Origin of the sequence: Arthrobacter cupressi (assembly GCF_900099975.1) — a bacterium.
In the GTDB taxonomy this organism is placed as follows: Bacteria; Actinomycetota; Actinomycetes; order Actinomycetales; family Micrococcaceae; genus Arthrobacter; species Arthrobacter cupressi.
In genome coordinates this window covers 47,516-67,852 of record NZ_FNEI01000007.1, presented here as the reverse complement: position 1 = coordinate 67,852, position 20,337 = coordinate 47,516, and the positions used below count along the sequence as shown (strand labels likewise).

General features: G+C 67.6%; 22 protein-coding genes. 10 read left to right on the top strand and 12 right to left on the bottom strand.

Going from position 1 to position 20,337, the window contains the following annotated elements; genetic code table 11:
* The first annotated feature begins 6 nt into the window (after positions 1 to 6).
* The 8 genes from BLP88_RS09985 (at position 7) to BLP88_RS09950 (ending at position 7,346) form a co-directional block, all read left to right on the top strand.
* The gene (locus BLP88_RS09985) at positions 7 to 1,515 is read left to right on the top strand and encodes an amidase (protein WP_074588869.1); all 1,509 of its coding nucleotides are present in this window, start codon (positions 7 to 9) and stop codon (positions 1,513 to 1,515) included.
* A 49-nt stretch (positions 1,516 to 1,564) separates the two neighbouring features.
* Positions 1,565 to 2,251: a GntR family transcriptional regulator gene (locus BLP88_RS09980; RefSeq protein WP_245679829.1), complete on the top strand. Its 687-nt coding sequence runs from the start codon at positions 1,565 to 1,567 to the stop codon at positions 2,249 to 2,251.
* Complete coding sequence (locus BLP88_RS09975) at positions 2,248 to 3,030, top strand: aspartate/glutamate racemase family protein (RefSeq protein WP_074588867.1); 783 nt, start codon at positions 2,248 to 2,250, stop codon at positions 3,028 to 3,030. The genes BLP88_RS09980 and BLP88_RS09975 overlap by 4 nt, the downstream gene beginning before the upstream one ends.
* Positions 3,031 to 3,040: 10 nt before the next feature.
* On the top strand, positions 3,041 to 4,471 hold the full coding sequence (locus BLP88_RS09970) for an amidohydrolase family protein (protein WP_074588866.1): 1,431 nt from the start codon (positions 3,041 to 3,043) through the stop codon (positions 4,469 to 4,471).
* Between the two features lie 9 nt (positions 4,472 to 4,480).
* Positions 4,481 to 5,209: a maleate cis-trans isomerase family protein gene (locus BLP88_RS09965; RefSeq protein ID WP_084111041.1), complete on the top strand. Its 729-nt coding sequence runs from the start codon at positions 4,481 to 4,483 to the stop codon at positions 5,207 to 5,209.
* 338 nt (positions 5,210 to 5,547) lie between these two features.
* Positions 5,548 to 6,387 (top strand): DUF559 domain-containing protein, encoded by an 840-nt coding sequence (locus BLP88_RS09960; RefSeq protein WP_074588865.1) that lies wholly within the window; start codon positions 5,548 to 5,550, stop codon positions 6,385 to 6,387.
* 30 nt (positions 6,388 to 6,417) lie between these two features.
* The gene (locus tag BLP88_RS19275; protein WP_084111038.1) at positions 6,418 to 6,657 is read left to right on the top strand and encodes a dsRBD fold-containing protein; all 240 of its coding nucleotides are present in this window, start codon (positions 6,418 to 6,420) and stop codon (positions 6,655 to 6,657) included.
* 242 nt (positions 6,658 to 6,899) lie between these two features.
* Complete coding sequence (locus BLP88_RS09950; protein WP_074588863.1) at positions 6,900 to 7,346, top strand: Lrp/AsnC family transcriptional regulator; 447 nt, start codon at positions 6,900 to 6,902, stop codon at positions 7,344 to 7,346.
* 33 nt (positions 7,347 to 7,379) lie between these two features.
* Here the strand turns inward: BLP88_RS09950 and BLP88_RS09945 are convergent, their stop codons facing one another.
* Both BLP88_RS09945 and BLP88_RS09940 read right to left on the bottom strand, forming a co-directional pair.
* Positions 7,380 to 8,777: an aldehyde dehydrogenase family protein gene (locus BLP88_RS09945; protein ID WP_074588862.1), complete on the bottom strand. Its 1,398-nt coding sequence runs from the start codon at positions 8,775 to 8,777 to the stop codon at positions 7,380 to 7,382.
* Positions 8,770 to 9,822 carry a homoserine dehydrogenase gene (locus tag BLP88_RS09940; RefSeq protein ID WP_074588861.1) on the bottom strand — a complete coding sequence of 351 codons (1,053 nt, stop codon included), beginning with the start codon at positions 9,820 to 9,822 and terminating at the stop codon, positions 8,770 to 8,772. Before BLP88_RS09940 ends, BLP88_RS09945 begins: the two co-directional genes overlap by 8 nt.
* 293 nt (positions 9,823 to 10,115) lie before the next feature.
* Here BLP88_RS09940 and BLP88_RS09935 point away from each other — a divergent pair, with 293 nt between their 5' ends.
* Together BLP88_RS09935 and BLP88_RS09930 are read left to right on the top strand one after the other, a co-directional pair.
* Entirely contained in the window at positions 10,116 to 11,555 is a 1,440-nt protein-coding gene (locus tag BLP88_RS09935) for an amino acid permease (protein ID WP_074588860.1), read from the top strand.
* Positions 11,556 to 11,688: 133 nt separating this feature from the next.
* A complete protein-coding gene (locus BLP88_RS09930; protein ID WP_074588859.1) occupies positions 11,689 to 12,459 on the top strand; it encodes an IclR family transcriptional regulator in 771 nt (256 codons plus the stop codon).
* Here the strand turns inward: BLP88_RS09930 and BLP88_RS09925 are convergent.
* From BLP88_RS09925 to BLP88_RS09880, 10 genes are all read right to left on the bottom strand, one after another.
* The gene (locus BLP88_RS09925; RefSeq protein WP_074588857.1) at positions 12,456 to 13,214 is read right to left on the bottom strand and encodes an IclR family transcriptional regulator; all 759 of its coding nucleotides are present in this window, start codon (positions 13,212 to 13,214) and stop codon (positions 12,456 to 12,458) included. The two genes, BLP88_RS09930 and BLP88_RS09925, sit on opposite strands and share 4 nt — an antisense overlap.
* 59 nt (positions 13,215 to 13,273) lie before the next feature.
* Entirely contained in the window at positions 13,274 to 14,023 is a 750-nt protein-coding gene (locus tag BLP88_RS09920; RefSeq protein ID WP_139163352.1) for a cyclase family protein, read from the bottom strand.
* Positions 14,023 to 14,469, bottom strand: coding sequence for a hypothetical protein (locus tag BLP88_RS09915; protein WP_074588854.1), 447 nt, complete (start codon positions 14,467 to 14,469; stop codon positions 14,023 to 14,025). The genes BLP88_RS09920 and BLP88_RS09915 overlap by 1 nt, the downstream gene beginning before the upstream one ends.
* 317 nt (positions 14,470 to 14,786) lie before the next feature.
* The gene (locus tag BLP88_RS09910) at positions 14,787 to 15,674 is read right to left on the bottom strand and encodes a diacylglycerol/lipid kinase family protein (protein ID WP_074588852.1); all 888 of its coding nucleotides are present in this window, start codon (positions 15,672 to 15,674) and stop codon (positions 14,787 to 14,789) included.
* A 1-nt stretch (position 15,675) separates the two neighbouring features.
* Positions 15,676 to 16,104: a hypothetical protein gene (locus BLP88_RS09905; RefSeq protein WP_074588850.1), complete on the bottom strand. Its 429-nt coding sequence runs from the start codon at positions 16,102 to 16,104 to the stop codon at positions 15,676 to 15,678.
* A 26-nt stretch (positions 16,105 to 16,130) separates the two neighbouring features.
* Positions 16,131 to 16,835, bottom strand: a complete 705-nt coding sequence (locus BLP88_RS09900; protein WP_074588848.1) for an alanyl-tRNA editing protein — start codon at positions 16,833 to 16,835, stop codon at positions 16,131 to 16,133.
* Between the two features lie 68 nt (positions 16,836 to 16,903).
* Positions 16,904 to 17,251, bottom strand: a complete 348-nt coding sequence (locus tag BLP88_RS09895; protein WP_074588846.1) for a hypothetical protein — start codon at positions 17,249 to 17,251, stop codon at positions 16,904 to 16,906.
* A gap of 23 nt (positions 17,252 to 17,274) precedes the next feature.
* Positions 17,275 to 18,648, bottom strand: a complete 1,374-nt coding sequence (locus tag BLP88_RS09890) for an NAD(P)(+) transhydrogenase (Re/Si-specific) subunit beta (protein ID WP_074588844.1) — start codon at positions 18,646 to 18,648, stop codon at positions 17,275 to 17,277.
* Positions 18,645 to 18,962 (bottom strand): NAD(P) transhydrogenase subunit alpha part 2, encoded by a 318-nt coding sequence (locus tag BLP88_RS09885; RefSeq protein ID WP_074588842.1) that lies wholly within the window; start codon positions 18,960 to 18,962, stop codon positions 18,645 to 18,647. The genes BLP88_RS09890 and BLP88_RS09885 overlap by 4 nt, the downstream gene beginning before the upstream one ends.
* Positions 18,962 to 20,158 (bottom strand): Re/Si-specific NAD(P)(+) transhydrogenase subunit alpha, encoded by a 1,197-nt coding sequence (locus BLP88_RS09880; RefSeq protein WP_074588840.1) that lies wholly within the window; start codon positions 20,156 to 20,158, stop codon positions 18,962 to 18,964. The genes BLP88_RS09885 and BLP88_RS09880 overlap by 1 nt, the downstream gene beginning before the upstream one ends.
* Positions 20,159 to 20,337: the final 179 nt, after the last annotated feature.

Here is a 20,337-nt window from a genome sequence, read left to right as displayed (position 1 = left end):
CCTGCAATGAACAACACCGTCCTGCCTCCTGCGGACGCCACCCTGCTGACCGGATTCTCGATGGTCGAATGGGCCGCGGCCCTGCGGGAGCGCCGGCTGACCGCCGTCGAGTGCCTGGAACTGCACCAGGCGCGGATCGCCGAGGCGAATCCCGGGCTGAACGCCATCGTCACCCCCAACCCGCGGGCGCGGGAGGAGGCCGAGGCCGCCGACGCCGCCGCGGCGGAGGGCCGTTTCCTTGGCCCCCTGCACGGGGTCCCCTTCACCGTGAAGGACACCCTGGCGGTCAAGGGCTTGCGCTCGACGGCGGGAAGCCCCCTTCTGGGGGACTACATCCCGGCGGAATCGGCGACGGCGGTCCGGCGCCTGCAGGAGGCAGGTGCGGTGTTGCTCGGCAAGACCAACTGCTCGGAATTCGCGGTGGAAACCCACAGCCGCAACCCGCTGTTCGGCGACACCTGGAACCCCTGGGACACCACGCTGACCTCGGGCGGCTCCACCGGAGGCGACAGCGCCGCCGTCGCCTCCGGGATGAGCACCTTCGGCCTGGGCACGGACTTCGGCGGATCCATCCGCTGGCCCGCGCACTGCACGGGCCTCAGCAGCCTGCGCCCCACTGTGGGCCTCATCCCGGAAACGGGGCTGCTGCCCTACGTCCCGCCGGCGGACGGCGGCCTGCCGGCCCCGAACTCGATGTCCGCGCTGCACCGCCTGGGCAGCGTGGCCTGGCTGGCCCGCAGTGTTGCGGACCTGGGCGTGCTGCTCGGCATCCTGGCCGGGCCCGACGGCGTGGACCCCTCCGCGGTGCCGGTTCCCCTGGGCGGGGCCCGGGAGAGCCTGGACGGCCTCAGTGCCGCCTGGTTCGAGGACGAGGGCACGCACCCGGTGCGGGCAGACCTGGTGTCCGTGCTCCGTTCGGCCGCGGAGGCCCTCGCGGGCCTGGGCGTGCCCGTCACGCACGGCCGCCCGCCTGGGCTGGACCGGGCGGCGGCCGCGTTCGTCCGCCTGCGCACCGCCGAGGGCATGCCGGAGGTGGCGGAACTCGCCGCCGGCCGCGAGGACGAACTCGGCGCCCACCTGCACGGGCTGCTGGGCGAGCCCGCCACCGTCGTCGAATACCGCAAGGCCGCCGCGGAACGGGACGCCATCCGGGCCGAGGTGCTGGCCTACATGGAAGAGCACACCATCCTGCTCCTGCCCGTGGCCTGCCTCCCGGCGTCGGATCCGCAGCAGCAGAGCTTCGCCGTGGAAGGCAAGGAGATCCCGTGGACCGAACTGGGCTCCTGCTGCCGGGCCATCAGCGTCCTGGGCTTCCCCGTGGCGGTGGTCCCGTGCGGGCTGTCCGAGGAAGGCCTTCCCGTGGGCATCCAGGTGGTGGGCCGGCCCTACCGCGACCGCGACGTGCTCGCCGTGGCCGGCGCCCTCGAAAAGGCGTTCGGCCGCTTCAGCCCTCCGGCCTTCGGCTCCTCCACTTTCACAGGGTCATCCAGCAGCACAGAGCGGACTGACGGGTGATGAATGCCGCCAAGGACATAGAGTCGCTAAAAACCCCACGAATGGAGCAATGATGCTGGCAGCAGAAGAAACCCCCGCTTCGGACCGCCCCCTCCGCGAGGCCGTGCGCGACACCCTTCGCACGCGGATCTTCGAAGGCCATTACGCTCCCGGCACCCGCCTGGTGGAGCGCGACCTGGCCGCCGAGTTCAATGTCTCGCGCCTGCCCATCCGGGAAGCCCTGCGCATGCTGCGCCAGGAAGGCCTCATCCGGGACCGCGCCTCCCGCGGATCCGAGGTGGCCGGACTGAGCGCCAAGGATGTGGAGGACCTGTTCGACGTCCGCGAATCCCTCGAAGTGCTCGCCTGCCGGCTGGCTGCGGGCCGCGCCAGCGAGGAGGACCTGAAGCGGCTCTCCGGGCTGCTGGACGACGCCGAACGCTTCCTCGCCAAGGGCTCCGTCCTCGAAGCGCACCGGGCCAACAGCGAATTCCACGACGCCATCACGGCCATCGCCAACAACAACTTCCTCCGTTCGGCGCTGGAACCCCTCCAGGGCCGCATGCACTGGCTCTTCCGCCACGTCAGCGACCTGCCCGAACTGATCCAGGAACACCGCGAGCTCTACGCCGCGATCGCCAGCGGCGACCCCGAGCGTGCCGCGGCCCAGTCGGCGTCGCACATCGGCAAATACCGCGAACAGTTCCCCGAAGACTCCCCTGCCACTGAACTGACCCTGCAACGGAAACGAACATGAAACTACTGGTCATCAACCCGAACATCAGCGAAGACGTCACCGCACTGATCGAGGCCGAGGCCCTGCGCTCAGCCGGCCCGAACACTGAACTGATCGTGCGCACCGCTCCGCACGGCGTCGAGTACATCGAAACCCGATTTGAATCGCTGATCGCGGCCGGCGCCGTCGCCGAACTGATCGCCGAATACGTCAGTGCCGAAGGCAGCACCGTCGACGGTGTGGTGGTCGCTGCCTTTGGCGATCCTGGCATGCCGGCGCTGAAGGAGCTCGTGGATGTCCCGGTCATCGGCATCACTGAAGCCGCCCTCTGCGCCGCGGCACTGCAGGGCCAGCGCTTCTCGATCATCGCCATCTCGGACCGCATCACGGCCTGGTACCGGGACTGCGTGGAGCATTTCGGCCTCGGCGGCCGGCTCGCGTCCATCCGCTCCATCAAGCAGAGCCTGCACGGCATCGGTTCCGTGCAGCACGACTTCAAGGACACCCTCCTGGCACTGAGCCGGCAGGCCGTCGAAGAGGACGGGGCCGACGTCGTCATTCTGGCAGGTGCGCCGCTCGCCGGACTTGCCCGCGACCTTGAGGGGCAGATCCCCGTTCCCGTGGTGGACGGCATTTCCGCCGGCATCCGGATGACCGAGGCCGTGGTGGAGTTGCAATCCGGCTTCCACCGGCAGGGTGCGTTCGCGCCGCCGCCGGTCAAGAAGCGCGCCGGCCTGTCGGAAAACCTCGACGCCGCCCTTGCGACTGCACAGTCTGCCGCCACCGTTTCACAGAAGTAGGAGGACACCGATGTCCCTCGTCCCCGAACTCGTCATCGCCCACGGCACCGTGGTGAACTCCCGCCTGTCCGGTGCACCGGCGCGCCAGGCCGCGCACATCGTGGTGCAGGACGGCCGCATCGCCGAACTGGTCGACGCCGCCCTGCCCGTCCCGGCGGCCGCCCGCACCATCGATGCCCGCGGCAAGCTCGTCATCCCCGGCGGCATCGACGGCCACTGCCACGTGGCCCAGGTGACCGGCCGCTTCCGCACCCTGGACGACTTCGCCATCACCTCCACCGCGGCCCTCTGGGGCGGCACCACCACCATCATCGACTTCGGCATCCCGCGGGACGCCCAGGAAACCCCGCTGGATGCCGTGCTCAACAAGAAGCGCCTGGCCGCCGAATCCCGCTGCGACGTGGCGCTCCATGGCTCGGTGATCAGCTGGGACGAAACCGTGCCGTGGCAGCTGGAGCAGCTCGCCGCCGAGGGCGTGCGCTCCGTGAAGATGTACACCACCAACCGCGGCACCACCATGGCCGACGGGGACACCATCCTGAAGGTCATGCGGGAAATGGTCCGCCTGGACGGCCTCACCTACATCCACGCCGAGCACGACGCCATCATCTCCGACTGCACCGAGCAGCACGCCGCGGACGGGCTCATCTCAATCGAGCACCTGCACCGCACCCGCCCCGAGCTGGCCGAGGAAGTCTCCGTCAAGGAAACCCTGGCCCTGGCCAAGTACACCGGCGCCCCCGTCTACTTCGTGCACCAGTCCACCCCCGGTGCCGTGGACCTCGTCACCGAGGCCCGCGCCGACGGGCAGGAAGCCTACTCGGAGACCTGCCCGCATTACCTCACACTGGACGACACCGTGTACGGCACGGAGTTTCCCGAGTGGTACGCCTGCTGCCCGCCCATGCGCTCCCCGGAAACCGTAGCCGCCCTCAAGGAACGCCTCGCGGCCGGGGCCATCCACACCGTCTCCTCGGACCACTCCTGCTACGACCTCTCGCAGAAGCGTGAACGCACGGACGACATCCGCTTCATGCCGCACGGGCTGCCCGGCGTCGAAACCCGCATGCCCGTAACCTTCACCGCCCTGGTCACCGAGTCCGGCGGCTCCGTGGAGGACTTCGTGGAAGTCTTCTCCGCCGGCCCCGCCCGGATCAACGCCGTGCCCCGCAAGGGCACCATCGCCGAAGGCTTCGACGCCGACCTCGTGATCTTCGACCCCGCCGAGGAACGCAAGGTCGACGGCGGCGCCCTGCACATGGGAACCGACTTCTCACCGTTCGAGGGGAAAGCGCTGAACGGCTGGCCCGCCGTCGTCGTCTCCGCCGGACGCGTGGTGCTGGACGGGGAGGGCTTCCACGATCCCGGCCCCGTGGGCCGCTACGTGGCCCGCAACGGCTTCACCGCGCACCGCGACGCCCTCTCCACCGTTTCTGCCTAGGAGTTCCCTTTGCCTTCCGAAAACCGCCCCGTCCGCATCGGCATGATCGTGCCGTCCTCCAACACCTGCCTGGAGCCGCAAAGCTACCGGATCCTCGGCGAGCGCACGGACGTCACCCTGCATTTCACCCGCATCAACGTCACCCGGATCGCCCTGGACGACTCGTCGGACAAGCAGTTCGACGCCGCCGGGATGCGCGCCGCTGCTGAGCTGCTCGCCACGGCCGACGTGGACGTCATCGCCTGGAACGGGACCTCCGGGTCCTGGCTGGGTGCCGGCCACGATCTCGAACTGGTGCACGGGATCAGCGACGCCACCGGCATCCCGGCCACCACTTCCACCCTGGCGTACCTGGCCGCCTTCGAGGCGTTCGGGACCGAACGGATCGGCATGCTCACCCCGTACACGGCGGACGTGAACGAGGCCGTGGTGGCGTCCTATGAGCGCGAGGGCATCAAGACCGTGGACCACCGGCACCTGGACCTGAGCGACAACGAGTCCTTCGCCCGGGTCACCGACGCCGAGATGCTGCCCGGGTCCCTGGAGCTCGCCGCGTTGAAGCCGGACGCCCTGATCTACCTCTGCACCAACCTCTACGGTGCCAACATCACGGCGGAAGTGGAGTCGCGCACGGACGTCCCCGTGCTCGATTCCGTGGCCGTGACCCTGTGGCACTCCCTGAAGCTTGCCGGCGCCCCCTTGCTCGCCCCAAGGTGGGGCCGGTTGCTGGCTGACTGATCCCCCATCGGTCCAGCCGGCGCCCGGGCTGAACCTGCCCCGGCCCGCACTATGCAGAGTGCGGCGCGGGGCATCCGGGAAGGCCAACGGCGGCCCGCCCCTGTGCTCTTCGGAGTGCGGGGCGGGCCGTTCGTGTGTGTGCGGCGTCGGGCCACGTACGCGACGTTCCTTCCCGGTTGCTTCCCTCCAGCCGGTATCCGATCCCTTGGAAACCCCGGAAATCCGCGACCCCTGCCGGGCTCGGCAATGAGCAACCGGGAGGGAACGCCGAGCAGGGGTTTTCCACATAGCCCAGCCCGCGTGTTCCGCGGCCTCGCCGGAGGCAGTGGACTGCTGAAATGGAAATTCACGATTATCTGCTGGGCCTGGGCGGTGTAGCCCGTACTGCACAAATGCTCGCCGCCGGATTCACCCGGGGAGACCTCAGGAAACTGGCTGGGACAGGTATCCGACAACCTCGGAGAGGCGTGTACCTGCACCCCGCTGCAAATCCCGAATTCGTGGCTGCCATCCGGCACAACGCCAAGGTCAGCTGCGCCAGCGCCGCGTCGCATTACGGACTCTGGCTCCGCAATCCGCCCTCACAACATCATCTCGCCTGCAACCACGGTCACGGCCACGGCTTCATCCGGCATCGCACCGTCAGGTTCCAACCCGATGCCGCCCGGCCACTGGCGGCCCTCGAAGATGTCGTCCTCCATGCCTTGGGATGCCTCCCGCCGCCGGCATCAACAGCAATGGCGACATCAGCCGTCCGCCTGCACAAGATCCCAGTCGAGCTGCTGAAGGAACAATTGCGCGGCAGCGACCGCTCCGGTCCTTCCCTGACTGCTTTACGCCTGCTGGACCTTCGATGCGAGTCAATAATCGAAGTCGATGCGCAGGATCTTTTCAGGAAACACGGGCTCGCCTTTGAACAGCAGGTCGAGCTGGAAGGCATCGGACGAGTGGATTTCCTGATCGAAGGCTTCCTGATCGTCGAGATGGATAGTTTCGAATACCACTCCAGGCGGGACTCGATGCGGAAAGACCGGGCCCGGGACAACGCGGCCACGCTCCGTGGCTTCGCCACACTGCGTTACATGTCGGAAGACATCTGGTTCGCCCCAGAACGGGTCATCGCCGAAATCCGCAGGGTCCTGGACATGCGGGCAAAGTTCCAAGCCGCAGCAGCATGACGCTCCCCCCCCGGTTGCATCCCTTTTTCAATGGGCCCCGCCCCTGAAAACCCCGAAATTCCGCGGGCGGGCCGCCAGCCAGCCGAAAGCAAGCGGGAGGGAACGACGTCGGGTGCTGCGATGGCCGGCGTTGGATTGGCGCGCTTGAATCCCGCAGGCTCCGGCGTACTTGGGATCGGGGATGAGCTGGCCACCGAACGTGCCTTGGCGGACCTGGCGCACCAACTGATCGAGGCCACCAGCGGCGGACATCGAGGAATCCACCGATAAACCGACGAACCTGTACGCCTGGCTTGTTGGTAGAGACTGCCCGGGAATGCACCATCTCACGGGTTGGTCGGCGCTCGTCCGCGTGGCCGCCGTCGAACTGGAATTCCTCGGCCCGCCCCTGTGCTCTTCGGAGTGCGGGGCGGGCCGTTCGTGTGTGCAACTATCATCGGATCCTGGGTCCCTTTTCCTGGTGCCCGCGCAGTCATCGCCGGACTGTAATGATTTGACGTTGAAGGATAGGCATGGACCGGGCAGGCCTTGATCAGATTGACCAACGGATTCTGGAGGAACTCACCAGGAACGCCCGCATCAGCCACGCCGAACTGGCGTCGAAGGTCCTCCTGTCCCGCAACGCCGTGCGGCAGCGGATCGACCGGATGGAGCGGCATGGCCAGATCCAGGGCTACACCGTGGTTTCCGGTTCCCCCGGGCAAGCCCCGGTTGCGGCATACCTGATGGTCTACCGCAACGACCGCGTGCGGGGATCCGATGTGGTCGCGGCGCTGCAGGCGATCCCCGAGGTAGTCTTCTGCGATGTGGTCAGCGGGGACTTCGACCTGATCGTCCGGCTGGAGGCCCGTTCGCTGGAACGGATCCAGGAAATCTGGGAGAGGATCGCCGCCCTTCCCGGGGTCAAGGACACCGTGACCGCCATGTCGCTCTCCAACTACGTCAGCCGTGGCGCGTGAAGTTGCCCGGGAAGTCCGTTTCCGTCCGGAACCTCATGCCGCGCCGCGCTTGATGCAGACGACCTTGGGCTGGGTCATCTCTTCGTAGGCGAACCGGACGCCTTCCCGTCCCATGCTCCCGTATTTCGAGCCGCCAAACGGCATGCCGTCAAAGCGGTAGTCGGAGGAATCGTTGATCATCACGCCGCCGGCGTCGAGCTTGTCCGCAGCGTCGAGGGCCACGTTCAAGGATTCGGTGAAGATTCCCGCGTGGAGGCTGAACTCAATCCCGTTGGCCACCTCGAAGGCTTCCTCCACGGCATCGAATGCCTGCAGCATCACCACCGGGCCGAAGACCTCCTCCTGCCACAGCCTGGAACCATGGGGCACATTTTCCAGGACGGTGGCGTGGAGCACGTTGCCCTCCCGGACGTTGCCCATGAGGCAGTGGGCTCCCGCGGCGATCGCCTCGTCCAGCTTGTCCTTGACTTCCGCCACGGCCTTCGCCGAGATCATGGGACCGATGTCGGTGCTTTCCTCCAGAGGATCGCCGGCAATCAGGGACGATGCCCGATGGAGGAAACGGCGGCGGAATTCGGAATAGATGGAACGTGCTACCAGGATGCGCTGGACTCCAACGCAGTTCTGCCCGGCTGCCCAGAACGCTCCGGACACGCAGGCGTCCACGGCGGCCCCGAGGTGCGCATCATCCAGGACAAGCACCGGGGCATTGCCGCCCAGATCCATGGACAGCCTCTTGAGCCCGGCGGAGCGGGCGATGCTTTCTCCAGTGGAGAATCCGCCGGTGAAGGACACCATCCGGACATCCCGGCTGCGGATGATCTCCTCCGCGAGCTCCCGGCCCCCATGCACCACCGTGAGTACGCCCCCAGGCAGGCCTGCTTCCTCCAGGGCGCCTGCCAGCAACTGCGCCGAAAGAGGCGTCAGCGCCGACGGCTTGAGGATGACGGCGTTGCCGCCCGCAATGGCCGGACCCAGCTTGTGCGCCACCAGGTTCAGGGGGTCGTTGAAGGGCGTGATGGCCGCGATGATCCCCAGCGGCTCACGGGAGAACCATCCTTGGCGGTCTTCGGACCCTTCAAACGCATCAAAGGGGATGACCTCCCCCGAATTCCGCCGGGCCTCGGCAGCGGAAAGCCGCAGGGTGTTGACCGCCCGCAGCACTTCCTTGCGGGCCTGGCGGATCGTCTTTCCGGCCTCCGCGGTGATGGTCCGGGCGAACTCCTCGCGGCGCTCCTCAATCGCCGCAGCCGTGGACTCCAGGATCCGGCCACGCTCGTGACGGGACAGGCTTCGGGCCGTGGCCGCGCCTTCCCGGGCGGCGGCAAGGATGCGGTCAACCTCTGCGGCAGCGGTCAGCGGCACGGTGCCGAGCACGCGGCCGTCGTAGGGACTGGTGACTTCGCAGACGTCCTGCAGCGTCTCAAGCATGTGCGGCCACTCCCGCCTTGGCAGCGTGGATGGCGATGATATCCGAGAGCAGGGCATAGGCGGTTTCCAACCTTCCGGCCCCGGGACCGGACACCGTTACGGGCCCCAGCAGGTCCGTGGCGAACGACACCGCGTTTGTGGCGCCGGAAACGCCGGCGAGGCCGTGGTCCAGCGGTAGTGCGACGGGTTCGACTCCCGCGGTCACGGTTCCATCGGGGTTCCGCTTGGCCGAACCCACCAGTTTCCAGCGCCGGCCCGCCAGCGCTGCATTCTTCACTTCCTTCGCCGAGAGTTCGGAGATCCCACGCCGCGTGACATCAGCCAGGGTGATACCGGCGCCGAGCAGCTCGTTGGCGAGGATCAGGACCTTGAGCTGGACGTCGAAACCTTCGATATCGGCTGCGGGGTTGGCTTCCGCGTAGCCGAGTTCCTGCGCCTCGGTGATGGCCTTGCCCAGCTCCATGCCCGTTTCCATCCGGCCCAGGACGTAGTTGCTGGTTCCGTTGAGGATGCCCTCGAAGCCGTCCAGCTTGAGGCCTTCGAACATCTTCCGAGCCAGGCGGATCACGGGAGTACCGCTCATCACCGCGCCTTCGAATTCGAAATGGACGCCATTGCGTACGGCCAGGGCAGTCAGTTCCGGGCCGCGCAGTGCCACCGGCCCCTTGTTGGTTGTGCAGACGCTCTTGCCGGATTCCAGGGCCCACCGCACGTGGGAAACGGCAGGCTCGCCGTCGTCGGGGTTGGTAAACGTTGCTTCGCAGACAATGTCGGCACTGCAGTTGCGGATAACGTGCTCATTGTCCGGCGTTGCGGATCCGCCGTGGTCGGCGAAGGTTTCGCTGCCGCTTCCCAGCCGCAGGGCCACCGAGAGGTCGATGCCGTCTTCCTTGACCAAGGAGCCCAGGCGCAGGTCCGTGATCGCGACGACCCGCAGGCCAAAGCCGAGTTCATCCACAAAGGAGCTTCCACGGTCATGGATCAGTTGGGCGAGGGTCCTGTTGACGCCTCCGAACCCGATCAGCGCGATGTCATAGGTGGTCATGGTGTTCCTTCGTCTCGAGGTGGGCTGTGATCCCATCGTCCAGCCGGCAGTTGTCCGTCGAACCATGTCCAACAGCCCGAATACGTGGTCGGAACGACCAAGCTAAGAGCGAATAGGCATAGTGACGAAACGCCTTAGATGTGCAACATATGCAAGTTTTGATGTTTTTGATGACTAGCAATCGGCAGGCGTGTTACTTTCATCACTGTTGACGCGCCGCACCGTCTCCGCCCGCACGATGACGTGAGCCGCCGCGCACATTCCGGCACCCACTCCCAACACTGGAGGCACCCTTGGAACCTTTGACCCCGCTTAAGCCAGCCGTACGGCAGGACCCACCAGCCACAGCAGAGTCCGGCCTCCGCCGCTCCATGGGGCCCCGGCACCTGATCATGATCGCCATGGGCGGAGTCATCGGGTCCGGGCTGTTCCTCAGCTCGGGCTACACGATCTCCCAGGCCGGACCGCTCGGTGCGGTCATCGCCTACCTCGTGGGCGCCTTCGTCGTGTACCTCGTGATGGCCTGCCTCGGCGAACTGGCCATCGCCTACCCGGTATCCGGAGCCTTCCACATCTACGCCGCGCGCTCGATCGGGCCCGCCACCGGCTTCACCACGGCCTGGCTCTACTGGCTGTGCTGGGCGGTGGCCATCGGTTCGGAGTTCACGGCGTCAGGATTGCTGATGCAACGGTGGTTCCCCGGGGTGGACGTCTGGGTCTGGTGCCTGGTTTTCGCCGCCGTCCTCTTTGGCCTGAATGCGGTCTCCGCAAAGTTCTTCGGGGAGTCCGAGTTCTGGTTCGCCATCGTAAAGGTCGCCGCCATCATCGGGCTCATTGTCCTTGGCGGTGCTGCGCTCCTGGGATTCCATCCGCTGAGCCAGGACGGCGACCACCCGTTCCTGTTCGAAAACTTCGCCACTGAGGGCGGGCTGTTCCCCAACGGTTTCACCGGCGTCCTGGTCACGGCCCTCGCCGTCTTCTACGCGTTCTCCGGCTCCGAACTGATCGGTGTTGCCGCCGGGGAAACCAAGGATCCGGCTACCAGCATTCCGAAAGCGATGCGGAGCACCGTCGTCCGGCTCCTGGTCTTCTTCGTCGGAGCCATCGCTGTCATTGCCGCGACCATCCCCTTCGACGAGGTGGGGCTGGATGAAAGCCCGTTCGTCACGGTCTTTTCCTCCATCGGAATCCCGTTCGCCGCGGACATCATGAATTTCGTGATCATCACCGCCCTGCTTTCCGCGGGCAACAGCGGCCTCTTCTCCTGCGCCCGCATGCTGTACTCCTTGGCCGACGAAGGCCATGCTCCCCAGGCCCTGAAAAAACTGACCCGGCGGGGGATTCCCCTGATCGCTTTGTCCGTCAGCATGCTGGGCGGACTCGCCTCCCTGGTCAGCAGCGTGGTGGCCCCCGAAACGGTGTACCTGGTGCTTGTCTCGGTAGCCGGGTTCGCCGTGGTCGGCGTCTGGATGTCCATTGCCGCGTCCCACTTCTTCCACCGGCGGGCGTTCGTGCGGAACGGCGGGGACGTGTCCGCGCTCTCCTACAGGGCCCCGCTGTTCCCGCTGGTACCCATCCTGGCCTTCGTCCTGTGCCTCGTTTCGCTCGTCGGCATCGCGCTGGACCCCAACCAGGTCGCCGCCTTGTACTTCGGCATTCCTTTCGTCGCGGCCTGCTACGTGTTCTTCCACTTCAAGTACCGGGCGAAGGCCCTGCAGGTGCCGGGAGCCTGAACCCCGCGGAGCCTGACCGCCCCGCGCCGAAGCGGCGGCCGGCAGCGTGTGCCGGCCGCCGTCGTGCATGGCTCTCCGGCCTGGAAACTGTGTGAGGATAGGCTGGTTGCCACGGCGGGAGGAGCAGCGGGAAATGGAGACTTCCCCGGAAGCGTCAACCATGGCGCAGGGACTCAGGATCGTACGGCTTGTGACGGAACGCGAGAAATCCGGCAGGCAGCTGTTGGGGGTTTCGCAGCTTGCAGCTGAGCTGCAGCTGGACCAGAGCCGGGTGTCGCGACTAACACAGGAACTGTGCGACATCGGATTGCTGGAGCGCGAGGAGCGCGGCCCGTTCAGGGCCGGCCCCCGCTTCTTCGGACTGGCGGCCTCCCTCAACGATGGCTGGTTCCGGGAAGCCGGCGCCGAATTGGAAAAACTGGTCTCGTCGCTGGGTCTCCGGGCCCGCGTGTCAGTCCGGGCGGGCTTCCGGGTGCTCCTGGTGCGCGCGTCCAGTAACGACATGGCGGCCGGGGGTTTCGCGTATCCCGGGATGATAACTCCCGTGTGGTGCACCGGAGCAGGCCGGGCGCTGCTGTGGGACCACAAGCGCAAAGGGCTTGACGCACTCCTGCAGGACGTCAGCTTCATCGGCGTGGGAGGCCCGCAAGCGGCCCACTCGGTGTCCGAAGTCTGGGAATTGATGGCCCGTGACCGGCCACAGGGCTATGTGGCCGCTGCCGAGGAATTCGAGCACGGCATCCATGAGCTTGCCGTCCCGGTGCGGGATGGACACGGCCGCATCACCGCGGCGTTGAGCGTCCTCGGCCAGTACGAGCAACTGCGGGGCAATGCGGGCCGGGTGGCGGCGGCCTTGGTGGACAGCGCCACGCGCCTCAGCGGTGGTTCCCGGGCTGCAGGCTAGGCGTGGCCCAGGCGGGACTGCAGCCAGTTCCCCGCGTCCACCAGAGCATCAGCGCACATTTTCTGCCTGGGCTCGAGGCGTGATTTCGGCCCCACGATCTGGAGCGCGGCAACGACGTCACCCTTGAAGTCCCGGACGGGGACCGCCAGCGAGTAGAGGCCGGGCTCAGCCGCCTCATCCACCACCGAATAGCCGCGGGCGCGGGCAGCCGCAAGCCGCTCCAGGAAATCGTCCACATCAACGGGCGTGTTCGGACCATGGCGGACAAAGTCCACGCGCGAGAAGATCGCGCGCACCTCGTCGTCGGAAGCCTCCCACAACAAGGCCTGCCCTGCGTCACTGCAGTACGCCGGGTAGGGCCTGCCGATCCAGGAACCCACCAGCTTGGTGCTGTCCGGCACGCTTTCGGCGATGGTCACGGTACTGTCGCCGCTCAACACACCGAGGTAGCAGCCTTCATCGGTTTCCTTGGACAAGGCGTCGAGCGCTGCGGCACCGTCCGTGGTGAGCCTGCGCCGGGTAAGCACCAGGGCATCGGTCATCACGGACCAATCCGGGGTAAAGGTACGGTACGGGGTGCGCCGCAGGAATCCTTCCTGCTCGGCCGTGCGCAGGCTGCGCGACACCTGGCTGCGGTCCTTGCCCAAATCGGCGGCAATCTCGGCGACCGTCCCGCCGGGCAGGCCTTGCGCCTGGCGGGACGCCGCCGCCAGCACGGCCATGATTCCACGGCCCATGCTGGAGGTCTTTGACATGGACTCGATCTTAGACGACCCCTCGCCCACGCACCGGCCACCTCAGGAGATAACCCAACTCAGGAAAGGGCAAAGACCCTTGCCGGGAACCCGCTGCCTCCTTGCGGCTTGGGCCACGATGCAACGACGGCCGCACCGGTTTCAGGAAGCTCCCCCAGGTTGGCCAGCAGTTCGATCTGCCACCGGCCCTGCGCCAACACGTACGTCTCCAGGCTGAAGTCCTGCCGGGACGTCGCCTGGCCCGGATCGGTGTCGGTTTGTTCGTGACCGACTGCGGTCACGCGCCGCTCCTCGATCAGGAAGGCGAGCACGTCCCGGGACCAGCCCGGGGTGTGGCTGATGCCCTCCGCATCGCGGTTGGCCATCGCGGCGGCGTCCGGCCAGCGGCTGCTCCATCCCGTCCGCAGGGCCACGAAGGACCCCTCGGGAACTGCGCCGTTGCGCTCCTCCCAGCGCCTGACGTCTTCCATTGTGGGCGTGGCGTCCGGGTCCGCCGCCACGGCGTCGGTGATATCCAGGACCACCAAGGGAAGGATCATTTCCTGTACGGGGATCCGGTCCAGGGTCCGGCCGCCCCGGATGAAGTGCGACGGTGGATCCACGTGGGTGCCCCACTGGCCGATGATGGAATAGCGGTGCGCGGTGAAGCCGTCCCCGCGTTCGAGGTCGAACAGGGCCTCACGGGTTTCGTCCGGAAATGCGGGGAAATGCGGCTGGCCCGGGTGGAAGGCGTGCGTCAGGTCCGTGAACTTCCGGCCGGCCAGGGCCCCCTTCAGCGCATCCCACACTGCGGTTGACGTCGTTTCCACTATGCAGCCTTCCCTTCAGGGCTGCCCGCGTGCGCATGGGCAGCGATGGTCACCGGCCCCGTCAGTTCAATTACCGGCAGTTCCCACGGGTGGATGCCCGCCAGTTGGTGCATGAATCCTTCAACGGCGTCGTCGGGGAGCATGGCGTCGAAGTAGGTGGTGAATACAAACGTGGGCGAGATGGTGCGCTCCCCCACCACGCCAAGAGTCGGCGTAGCTCCGGCCGCGCAGGTGAAGCCTTCGAAACCGACAGTTGACTCGAACACATGCTTGTAGTTTCCGAAATCGCCCAGGTCCTGGAACTGCTCCACGGCCTTCAGAAGCGACGCCACTCCCTCGTCCTCCGACAGGGCGTCCAGGTCTCCGCCTGCGGCCCTGTGGAAGGTTTCTGCGCTGATCGGCCAATGCACACGGAGCTTGCGGGCCGGCTTCATCTGGATACTCAAGGATCCTCCTTCATGTACGTGTTGCATGTCATACTCGCATGGCCAGATGAGCATTACAAGCATAATTTGGTGCTAATAATGAGCGTTTCGCGGAGGATCCGGCCGGACTGAACCTGCCCCGAGCTTCCACGCGAACTGGCAGCAAATGACCTCTGGACACGGTTTAAGGGGCAGGTGCAGCCAGTTCGCCGCGCAAGCCGGGAAAGAGCGTCGGCCAGCGGAAAAGATGGCCCTGCTGTTCGGCGCACTCGGCTGTTTCTTCACGCTCCGAAGCCTGTTCGCGGCAACTAGGGCAAGCTAGGAGGGCTGTCCGGGCCCTACACCCGCACCAACAGCGCCCCGGGATCCACCCGGGCGGTGAGGGTGGAGACCTTGCCTTCGTGGTCGCCGTCGAGCTGGAAATCGTCCTCGTGTTCCAGGCTGACCTCCACGGAGGTGCCGCGGAAATACTCCACGGAGGTGTCCTTGCTGCGGCCCTTGCCGATCACGCCCGCGATCACACCGAACCAGCCCAGCTTCCCGGGCGCAACCACCATCAGGTCCAGGATGCCGTCGTCCACCGCGGCTCCGGGGAAGATTTCCACCCCGCCCTGGATCTTGCCGCAGTTGCCCACCATCACGCTGCGCACCCGGCGGCTCGCCACCGCTTCGCCGTCCACGCTGATCTTCGCCTTGACCCCTTTGCCCTGCAGGTTCCGGACCGCGGCGTCCACGTAGGCCAGCCAGCCCACCTTGTCCTTGAGTTTGGCGTCGGTGTCCGCCATGATGCTCGCGTCGAAACCGAGCCCGGCCATCACCAGGAAGAGCTGCTCGCTGCCGCCGTCGTTGCGGGCGGACCGGACGACGTCGATCCGCCGTGCTTCGCCCAGCAGCGCCACTTTCGCCGCCCCCTCGGTGTCCGTGACGTCCAGGCCGAGGTTCCGCGCCAGCAAATTGCCGGTGCCCAGCGGGATGAGCCCCAGCGGCGTGTCCGTCCCGGCCAGGACTTCGGCAACGCAGCGAACGGTGCCGTCGCCGCCCGCGGCGATCACGACGTCGGCCCCCGCCTCAAGCGCTTCCCGCGCCTGGCCGGCGCCCGGGTCCTCCGCCGTGGTGTCGAGCCACAGCGGCTCCTCCCAGCCGTTCGCGGCGCTCAGCCTGGTGAGCGTGCCGCGGATGTCCCGCGCGGCGGGCTTCGACGGATTGATGACGATGGCGGCGCGCATGCTAGGTAGCCAGCCCGCCGGCCCGGGTCCAGCCCAGGGCTTCGTAGCGGGCCGCGGCTCCGGCGTCCACGGGGGCGTAGACCACGGCGGCTCCTTCGACGAACGCTTCCTCCGCCAGGTGTGCCAGCACCACGGCTTCGTGCTCGGGCGCCACTTCGTCGCCGTCCACCGCGAGCACCGGGCCCAGCACGGCGAAACCTTCGCCGAACGCCACCCGGCCCCGCGCCACGGGGCGGTCGAAGCGGACCAGCTCCACGACGTCGTAATCCTCCAAGGGGGCCTCGAACACGCCGAACTCGGACGCCAGCGGTGGCGCGCCGTTGACGTCGCCCGGCGGGGCGGTCATGAGGAACCCGGCCGGGGGTGTGTCCGCGCCGTCGCTGAGCCGTGCCCAAAGGGGCTTCCAGTCGTGTGCGGTTTCCGGTGCCATGCCTCCGACCCTACCTCTCACGGGAACTAAATGTGCTCGGCTTCGTAGCGGACCTTGAGGGCGCCGCGCTTGATCTTCAACTCCAGCACGCGCACGCCGGCCAGGTCCTCGATACGGGCCACGTGGGTTCCGCCGCAAGGTTCGCTGTTGACGCCTTCGATGGTGACCACGCGGTGCCCGGCCCCGTCCATCGCGGCGCTGACTGAGCCGCCGCGGGCCAGGACGGCGTCGAACGCTTCCTGAAGTTCGGCGCGGATCTGCTCGCGCTGCTCCGGGGTGGCGAGCCCGGCTTCGAGGCCCTCGGGCGAGAAGTCCAGGCGTGCCTGGCCCGGGTAGTGGCTGTGCCCGGCGCTGGTCCAGCCGCGGGCCTCGCCCAGGTGGCCGAGCACGTGGCCGGCGGTGTGCAGCGCCGCGTGGCGTTTGCGGAGTGCCGCGTCGATGGCGCACTCGACGGCGGTTCCGGCCGCCAGCGGGGCGAGCTCCGGGCCGCCGGTCAGGACAACCAGGCCGTCGTCGCCGCGCGAGGGAATCACCGGGATGCCGTTCAGGGTGCCTTCGTCCGAAGGCTGGCCGCCGCCCTTCGGGTGGAAGATGTTGGGGCTCACCGCGGCCCAGGCTACGTCGCCGTCCGTTCCGGCGGCCACCACGGTGGCGGCGGATTCGAAGAGGTAGGTGTCGCCGTAATAGGCCTGTTCCTGCTGGGTTCCGGGGGCTGCGGTGCTGGTGCTCATCACCCCAGCATAGGCGGGACCTGGCGCCGCCGATCAGCCACAAAGTTCCGCAGGTTCCGTCCCCGGCCTCAGTCCTCGTCAAGGCGTTCGAGCAGTTGGCCCAGCGCCTCGCGGATATCGTCGTGGTCGTACTGGGCCGCCCTGCTTTCGGCGGATATCACGGCGCAGCGGTGGATCTTCTTGAAGTCGCCGTAGGGGAATTTGTAGCGCCCTTTTTGGTCGTCCGGATGGTCGTCGTCCACGCCCAGGTACCAGGCGGAATACTCGCTGTAGCCGTGCTTTTCCAGGAACGCGTTCTCGTCGTCGGCGGAGGGGGCATGTTCGCTCCAGTCGTCGCGGACGTCCTTGACGGCCTTTCCGTCGCGGATCAGGTGCTTTGCGTGGTCAAACGCTTTCTTGTTCAGTTTCACAGTCATTGCACAATCCCTTCACTCCTGTCCTACAACCCCTTGACCGCCCCCAGCACCTTGGTCAGGGAGTCCTTGGCGTCGCCGAACAGCAGGGTGGTCTGCGGTTCGTACATGAGGTCGTTCTCGATCCCCGCGAAGCCGGGCCGCATGGAACGCTTGAGGAACACCACCTGCCGGGCCTGGGAGACTTCCAGGATGGGCATGCCGTAGATCGGCGAGCCGGCGGTGGTTTTCGCCGCCGGGTTCACCACGTCGTTCGCGCCAACCACGAGGGCAACGTCCGCCGTCTTGAATTCGGAGTTGATCTCGCCCATTTCCTTGAGCGATTCGTAGGGCACGTTGGCCTCGGCCAGGAGGACGTTCATGTGCCCGGGCATCCGGCCGGCCACGGGGTGGATGGCGAAATCGACGTCCACGCCGCGCTCTTCGAGGGCCTCCGCGAGTTCGGCCGCGGTGTGCTGCCCCTGCGCCACCGCCAGGCCGTAGCCGGGGACGATGATCACCCGTTGCGCGTAGCCCAGGAGCACCGCCACGTCCTCCGCGCTGGACGAGCGCACGGGGCGTTCGCTCACGGCGGTGGATCCCGCCGTCGAGCCTCCCTTGAAGGCGCCGAACAGGATGCCGGCCACGCTGCGGCCCATCGCCGCCGCCATGGCGCGGGTGAGGATGGTGCCCGAGGCCCCCACCAGGGTGCCCGCCACCACCAGCAGCACATTGCCCAGCACCAGGCCGGACGCGGCCACGGCCAGGCCGGTGAAGGCGTTCAGCAGCGAGATGACGATCGGCACGTCCGCGCCGCCCACCGGCAGCACAAGCAGCACGCCGGCCACCAGGCCCAGCAGCATCAGCCCGACGGCGAGCGCCTGGGAACCGCTTAACACCACGCCCGCACCGGTTCCCACCGCGGCGAGCAGCACCAGCGTCATCACGATTGGCAGACCCGGGAACACCACGGGCCGGGTGGTCATGAGCTCCTGCAGCTTTGCGAAGGTGATGGCCGAACCCGCGAAGGACACGGCGCCCACGAGCAGCGTGAACACCACGGCCACCCGCACCCAGCCGTCCTCGCTGTGCGTAAGTTCCAGCAGCGCCACCAGGGCCGCCGCCCCGCCGCCCACGCCATTGAACAGCGCCACCAATTGCGGCATCTGCGTCATTTTCACCCGCCGGGCCACGGGCGCCGCCACCGCCGAACCGACGGCAATCGCGCCGACGATCCAGGGAATGTTTTCCAGGTGCACGGACAGGAAGACCGCGACGACGGCGATCACCGCACCGAAGGCGCCCACCAGGTTGCCCTGCCGGGCGGTGCGCGGGGAGTTCAGGCCCTTGAGCGCCAGGATGAAGCAAACGGCGGAAGCCAGGTAGAGCAGGGCGGTCCAGACGGGACTGAGGAGGGTCATCGTGCGTCCTCCCTCTGCTTGTCCGCAGACACCGTCCGTTTGCGGCCCCGGAACATTTCGAGCATGCGGTCGGTCACCACGAAGCCGCCCACCAGGTTGGCGGTGGCCAGCACGACGGCGAGCAGCGCCACCGCGAGCACCAGCGGCTCGTGCGCCTGGCCGGCCACGATGATGGCGCCCACCAGGATGATGCCGTGGATGGCGTTGGCCCCGGACATGAGCGGGGTATGCAGGGTGCTGGAGACCTTGGAAACCACCTCGAAGCCTACGAAGACCGCGAGCACGGTGATTGTCAGCAGGCTGATGCCGTCCATCAGTTCGTCCCCTCTTTCGCTGAACCGTCCGCGGCAAACCCGGCACCCTCCGGGGCGAGTGCCGCCAAAGCCTCGGCCGTGGGACCGTGCCGCACGGCGCCGTCGTGCGTCAGGCAGCTGCCGGCCACCACCTCGTCCTCCCAGTCCGGGGCGAAGGCGCCGTCCCTGACCAGCAGTTCGAGCAGGCTGGCGACGTTCTTGGCGTACAGGCGTGAGGCGTCGGCCGGCAGGGCGGAGGCGGCGTCCTTCATTCCCACCAGGGTCACCATGCCCCGGCCGTCCGCCGTCGGGATCACGGTGTCTTCCCCGGCCACCACACCCTCCACGTTGCCGCCGGATTCGGCGGCGAGGTCCACCACCACCGAGCCCGGCCGCATGGCCTGGACCATCGCGAGCGTCACCAGCAGCGGGGCGCGGCGCCCGGGGACGGCCGCCGTCGTGATGAGGACGTCGGCGGCGGCCACATGCGGGGCGAGCAGTTCGCGCTGCAGGGCGCCGCGGTCGGCGCTGAGTTCGCGGGCGTAGCCGCCGGACGCCTCGGCGGTTTCGACGTCGAGCCTGATGAAGGTGCCGCCCATCGAGGCGACTTCGTCCGCGGAGGCGGGACGGATGTCGTTGGCGGAGACGCGTGCGCCCAGCCGCTTGGCGGTGCCGATGGCCTGCAGGCCCGCGACGCCGGCGCCCAGCACCAGAACCCTGGCCGGCGGGATAGTGCCGGCGGCGGTCATGTAGAGCGGGAAGAAGCGCGGCAGCCGCGTCGCCGCTTCGAGCACGCAGCGGTACCCGGCCACAAGCGCCTGCGAGGTCAGGGCGTCCATGGACTGGGCCCGGGAGATGCGCGGCACCAGTTCCAGGGAGAAGGAGGTGACCCCCGTTTCGGCGAGCGCCCGCACGGTGGAAAGTTCCGACGACGGCGAGGCCAGTCCCACGGTGACCGCGCCTTGTTTGAGGGACCTCGCCGTGTCCGGGTCCAGCGGGCGGACGTGGGCGAGAATGTCGAGGTTGCCGGGCTCCAGGGTGTCCACGATCCAGGCGCCGGCGTCCTGGTAGGCCTCGTCCGGGTGCCCGGACTCGAGCCCCGCCCCGCTTTCGACGAGGACCTCAAGGCCCAGCCCGGTGAGCTGCTTGACGGTTTCCGGCGTCGCGGCCACCCTCCGCTCGCCTTCCCGGCGTTCCAGTGCAATGCCCAGTTTCATCGCGCTCCCTCCCGGAACCTCCGTTGGTCCGCGGTCACACAAGCCCGTGCAGTCGTTGGCATGAGCCTAACCCCCGGCGGGCGCGGACGGGAGGGGGCGTTCCCTTCCGGGGCCTGGGGTGGCTGAGGCGCGAACGTACACTTGAGGCCCCGTTTTCGCGGATTGCGGGGCCGCAACTG